Annotated in this window: 5 protein-coding genes, 1 pseudogene and 1 riboswitch; all 6 genes and pseudogenes read right to left on the minus strand. The window is 56.5% G+C overall.

Translation table 11 applies throughout. The annotated features are described in order from the left end of the window. Nucleotides 1-133: 133 nt before the first annotated feature. Nucleotides 134-592, minus strand: coding sequence for a ribose 5-phosphate isomerase B (gene rpiB / locus PKO01S_RS28165; RefSeq protein ID WP_127534757.1), 459 nt, complete (start codon nt 590-592; stop codon nt 134-136). Between the two features lie 134 nt (nt 593-726). Beyond that, nucleotides 727-806, minus strand: a riboswitch (ZMP/ZTP riboswitch). Between the two features lie 81 nt (nt 807-887). After that, on the minus strand, nt 888-1481 hold the full coding sequence (locus PKO01S_RS28170) for a low molecular weight protein arginine phosphatase (protein ID WP_127534758.1): 594 nt from the start codon (nt 1479-1481) through the stop codon (nt 888-890). Between the two features lie 21 nt (nt 1482-1502). Beyond that, nucleotides 1503-2066 (minus strand): manganese efflux pump MntP, encoded by a 564-nt coding sequence (locus PKO01S_RS28175; RefSeq protein ID WP_127534761.1) that lies wholly within the window; start codon nt 2064-2066, stop codon nt 1503-1505. Between the two features lie 116 nt (nt 2067-2182). Beyond that, nucleotides 2183-3337, minus strand: a complete 1155-nt coding sequence (locus tag PKO01S_RS28180; RefSeq protein WP_127534759.1) for an L-threonylcarbamoyladenylate synthase — start codon at nt 3335-3337, stop codon at nt 2183-2185. Between the two features lie 113 nt (nt 3338-3450). Then, nucleotides 3451-4332: a stage II sporulation protein R gene (gene spoIIR, locus PKO01S_RS28185; protein WP_127534760.1), complete on the minus strand. Its 882-nt coding sequence runs from the start codon at nt 4330-4332 to the stop codon at nt 3451-3453. 579 nt (nt 4333-4911) lie between these two features. Next, nucleotides 4912-5277: pseudogene (locus tag PKO01S_RS28190) on the minus strand (protein-(glutamine-N5) methyltransferase, release factor-specific); the annotation flags it as partial.

A 5277-nucleotide genomic window follows, 5' to 3' on the forward strand; every position in this document is an offset into this window, starting at 1 on the left:
GCGGCAAGCTCGCTCACGACCGTGCGAACGGCTTGTTCGATAGACTCCGCCAGCCGGGAATCAAGCCCGGCTGCCTCCGCGTTCGATACATCTTGTTCGTTCATCGCTCACGCCTCCTTGCCATTGCCGGTCATTAAGGATGCAGCTCGTACTTCGCTTCGATTTGCTTCACTTTGTTCAAGCGTCCGACGTGGCGCTCGCCGTTCGAGAACGGCGTCTCGATCCAGATGCGGACAATTTCTTGTGCTACACCAGGGCCGATAATACGCTCGCCCATCGCCAGCACGTTCGTGTCGTTATGGTCGCGTGTCGCTTGCGCCGAGAACATATCGTGAACGAGTGCGCAGCGAATGCCTGGCACTTTGTTCGCCGCGATCGACATGCCGATGCCTGTACCGCAGATCAGAATGCCGCGGTCCGCTTCACCGCTGATGACAGCGTCGCATACCGGAAGCGCGTAATCCGGATAGTCGACAGATTGCTCGCACGTGCAGCCAACATCTTTCACTTCGTGGCCGAGCGATTCGATGAAAGGTACGATAATTTCTTTCAGACGGTAGCCGCCATGGTCGGCTCCAATTGCGATTTTCATGAGGGGAGTCCTCCTTTAGGTTCGTTAAGAATGCAGTTGTCCCGCTTTATTATACCTAATTTGTCCGCATTACACGACAGCACGAATGACCCGAAAAAAAGCAAAAAAGAGCATAACGCGCTCCATTGCGCGATGCTCTTTGCCCAGGCGACCGGCCGTATATTCCGATGCTCCACTGTGGTATCCCACTTCGTCGCCAGTTACATCGGAAACCGTTGAATTTGATTTCATAATACTCCAAAGAGCGGCATAAATCAATCCTAAAACGTAAGAGCAGTACGGGAACAGACCGTTCCTACCGCAGTCCCGGGCGATCGTCCGCCAGTTTGTCCAGCAGCCTGTCCACCGCTTGTTCGATCTCTGCGGCGCAGCTCTCATAGAGAGGCAATGGACCTCCGAACGGATCGGCGATGTCGAAGCTCGGTATTTTTTTCTCCAGCTCGATCATGCGCTTACGGTCTTCCTCCGGCATCTGCTGCCCCAGCGCCTGCTTCATATGCCATTCTGTATACAGACGCTCCAGTTCGTTCAAATCGTGGAGCACCGAAGAATCCGGTACAGCGTATTCCAGCAGCGTGTGCGTTTTGTCGATTGCATTAGGGAAACGTCCGAGCAATCCCCGCTTATGTGCCGACGTCATCGTCAGAATCAAATCCGCCCATCCGACCGCCTGCTCGGCAAGCATGCGGCTTGCGCCCCGATGGTCGATCTGCTTGCGGCGAAGCGCCTCTAGGGCATTGGCGGATATCGGCATGCCGTCGACCGTCGATACGCCTGCGGACCGTACTTCGATATCGAGCGAGCGGCTCGCCGCACGACTGCGCAATATCGCCTCCGCCATCGGCGACCGGCACGTATTGCCGGTGCATACAAACAATATCCGTTTCAAGAGCGAACAATCCCCTTTCCGTTAGAACACAAATAACAATCCGAACGTAAGCAAAATGATGCCGCCGCACGCCTCGCCGTAATCGCCGAGACTTTGGCTCGCGCGCCTGCCAAGCATCAGTCCGAGAACGGACATCAAGCCGCCGAACAAGCCAAACAGCAGCACCGCCGTTATAATATCGACAGCGAACATGCCGAGCGAGACGCCGACAGAAAACGAATCGACGCTTACACTGAACGCGAACAGCAGCATGCCCCACACCGTCTGATGGTTAACCGATTGCACATTGTCGCCGCGAAACGAGTTGTACACCATGTGGCCGCCGAGCAGCAGCAGCAGCACGCCTGACGCACGGGATGCGACAGCTCCGAGCAAGCCGCTGACGTATTGTCCAGCATACATGCCGGCAAGCGGCATAAGAACATGGAATAACGCTATGATGGAGCTGAGCGCCAGAATACGCTTCAGCCGAATCCCTCTCATGCCGATGCCCACACCGAGAGAGAAAGCATCCATCCCGAGCGCAACAGCCATAATAAGCAGTGTTAGCAGCTGTCCGGTTCCCATACCCGATTCCAATAGCATATTCATTCATCTCTCCCCGCATCACCGCATTAGTTGTACACTTTATGCGGACGAGCGGGGTTTCATGTTCACGGAATGCGGACTAGCACCATCTTAATGTTTCATGTCGGTTCTGTTCAGACGGAGACGACCCGTCCTCCTGCCGCCTTAGCAAGCCGGTTCATGAGCGCAAGCCCAATGCCGTCGCCCGGACAGGCCTCCGCCCAGATGCGCTGCACGCCTCGCGCGTCGAATTCGCGCAGCGCGGCATACAGCCCTTGCGCAGCCGTCTCCAGCTGGCCAAGACGGCCGCATGCGACAACGGCGTCCGCGGCATAATCGTTCCGGTGCTCCTCGTAGGTAAGCACGCCGGTCACTTCGCCCCGCGCCGAAGCCGCTTCTGCTTCGCGGCGAATATAATCACGGACGGCGGAAGCTGCGCCGCTCACCAGCACCATCTCCCCTTCGGGGGCGTAGTGCGCATATTTCATCCCCGGGGAACGCGGCGCAGCAGCATCGACGGATAAGCCGAGTCCAGAAGGCGGCTCGGCAGCGTCTGAACCGTGAACGGCTGTTTGGGGATTCGTATGCTCTCCGCCAATCCCGTCAAGCGATTCATCGAACAGTACAGTCTTCGCCACTTCGCGGAGCATAGCCGGCGTCACGCCGCCCGGACGCAATATCCGGACGACTCCTGGCCCCTCCGTCATCACGACGGTCGATTCAAGACCGACGCCAGTCGGACCGCCGTCGACCAGACCGTCGATGCGGCCGTCCAAATCTTCGCGGACATGCTCCGCAAGCGTAGGGCTCGGCCGTCCGGAACGGTTGGCGCTAGGCGCCGCCACGGGGCAATCCGCCTCCGCAATGAGCCGCAGCGCGACATCGTGCAGCGGCATACGGACCGCCACCGTATCCAGCCCCGCCGTAACGCGAGGCGATACAGCGCCCGGAATAGCCGGAAGCACAATCGTCAGCGGCCCCGGCCAGAAGCGTTCCATCAGCGCCCGATCCGTCTCTCCATAAGGCAGCACAAGCTCTGCAAGCTGCGATTCGTCCGCAATATGAACGATGAGCGGATTGTCAGACGGACGGCCCTTGGCCGCGAATACTTGCTCGACCGCTTCCGTACGCCGGGCATCCGCTCCAAGTCCATATACCGTTTCCGTCGGAAACGCAACGGTGCCGCCGTCCCGAAGCATCTGCGCAGCAGCCGCAATCGCCGACCGCGCGGCCGGGTCGTTTGCGCCGGGTTGCACACGCCATAGGGAAGTCATTTTGTTCGTCGTCATAGATAGTCCTCGATCTAGGTAATCAATAGTTTCCTGTATTATAACACATGAAAGCCGGCTGCTCGCGCAGACCGGCGGAATCGTTATAAGATACACATTTAATGGGGGAATAATTAAGAGAATAAGTTCTTGAAAAAACGGATAATTGCTTCGATCAATTCGACGATAAAAAATTTCGCTTTCGGCGCTTCGCCGTCCTGCGTCTGCTTATCCTGCTTCGCTTGTTTGCCTTCGCTGTCTGCCTTCGCCAGCTTCGTCTGTGCTCCGCCGTCTCCTGCTTTCGCTTTCAGCGTGCTCGCTTTGGCCGTGGCGGCCTGATCCGCCTTCTTGTCTGCCTTCTTATCCGCATTCTTCGCTTCCGTCTTGTCCGTCGCCGCTTCCTTCTTATCTGCCGCTTGGGAATCCGCCGGCGCCGCTTCACCCGATGCCGCATCCACGAAGCAGAGCGGAGGGAACAGGACGCACCACCAGTTCTGACCCGCGCCCTTGCCGAGCGTAATGCGGAGCGCTTCGTAATCTCCCGCCGGATAGACTCGGCTGCCGTACATTTTCGTCGGGAATGGAACGACTGCGAGCTCAGCATGGAAGCCGTATTCGAATCCCCTCGACTGCAGCTCTTGCTCGATAACCGCTTCCAACTCGCTCATATGGGTCCGTATTGTCGCACGCGCATCCTCTATTGTTGCCGGACCGCTAACCCAGCCGTTCATCGCGTTTACGACGGCGTCTCTCACGTGCCGTTTCACTGCTTGATCGACTGGACTGTCGGAGTTCGCCAGAATGCGCAGCCGGATCGACTGTTCCGGAATCGCTCCTTCGACCGCCGCAGCGTCGGTGCGAAGCTGTTCCCAGCTCATGACGAGCACGAACAAAGCAAGGATAAGATATCCGTACATCGGACGATATGCGAAGCGGCTGGGCCGCTTATTAGCTTGTTTCAAGGAATCAACGGAAGGAACGGTACCAATCGAATAATAGGAATGAAGGCGGATCATATACACAAGCCCCTCTCAGGCGCCCGTCGGCGCTCCAGCTTGCGTTCCGGAACGTATCTATCCGACATTATGTCCGCGAGAGGGAATCTATAAACCTATCATTCGATTAAAATTCGATCTATTGATATTCATCAGCGCATTAGGGCAGCGCTCGCAATCACCTGATGGGATCCGTTTAACCTTCGGCAAACGTCTTAAGGAACTTTAATTAAGATAAAAAAGGCCTTCCAGAAGTCATCGGATGACTTCTGGAAGACCACTTTGTCAATGAAAGAGCAAGATGGTACGAGCAAACGGCTATCTCATTGCATTATGTACAATGAGATGGACTTACCGGTCCGTAAGAGAAGCAACTCATTGTAATCCATACAACGTAAAATCAGCTTACTCGTCAAATTCCCCCTATTCATCAGCCATTCTTGTATTCTCATTGCACGTTATGCAACGACTTCTATCTCTCCGCACTAAGCAGACCAATCTCATTGTACCAAGTGCAATGAAGCTTAAATCAAAAAACCAATAAAACAATAAGCCAACCTTCATCGAAGTCCACGGGGACGAAGGATCTGATACAGAGTGCTAAGACAACTCTTCACTCTTCACAGCCAGAACATGCCTGTCGATGCCGCCGTAGTCCGTGATGATTCGGATGTCATCCCAATACCCGATACCCCTCAGCAAATCAGCTACTGCCTCCGCTTGGCCGATGCCAAGCTCGAAGCCGACGATGCGCGGCAGCTGCGCAAGCAGCGGGAGCTGCGCCGCCATCCGGCGGTACGGCTCCAAGCCGTCGTCGCCGCCCACAAGCGCGAGCCTCGGCTCGTAATCGCGCACCTCCGGCTGCAAGCCGGGAATATCCGCCGCCGGTATGTACGGCGGATTAGACACCAGCACGTCGATCCGCAAGCCTGCGGCGGGATCGATCGTGCCATTGGGGCGCCCGGC

Source organism: Paenibacillus kobensis NBRC 15729, from assembly GCF_004000825.1.
GTDB lineage: Bacteria > Bacillota > Bacilli > Paenibacillales > Paenibacillaceae > Paenibacillus_T > Paenibacillus_T kobensis.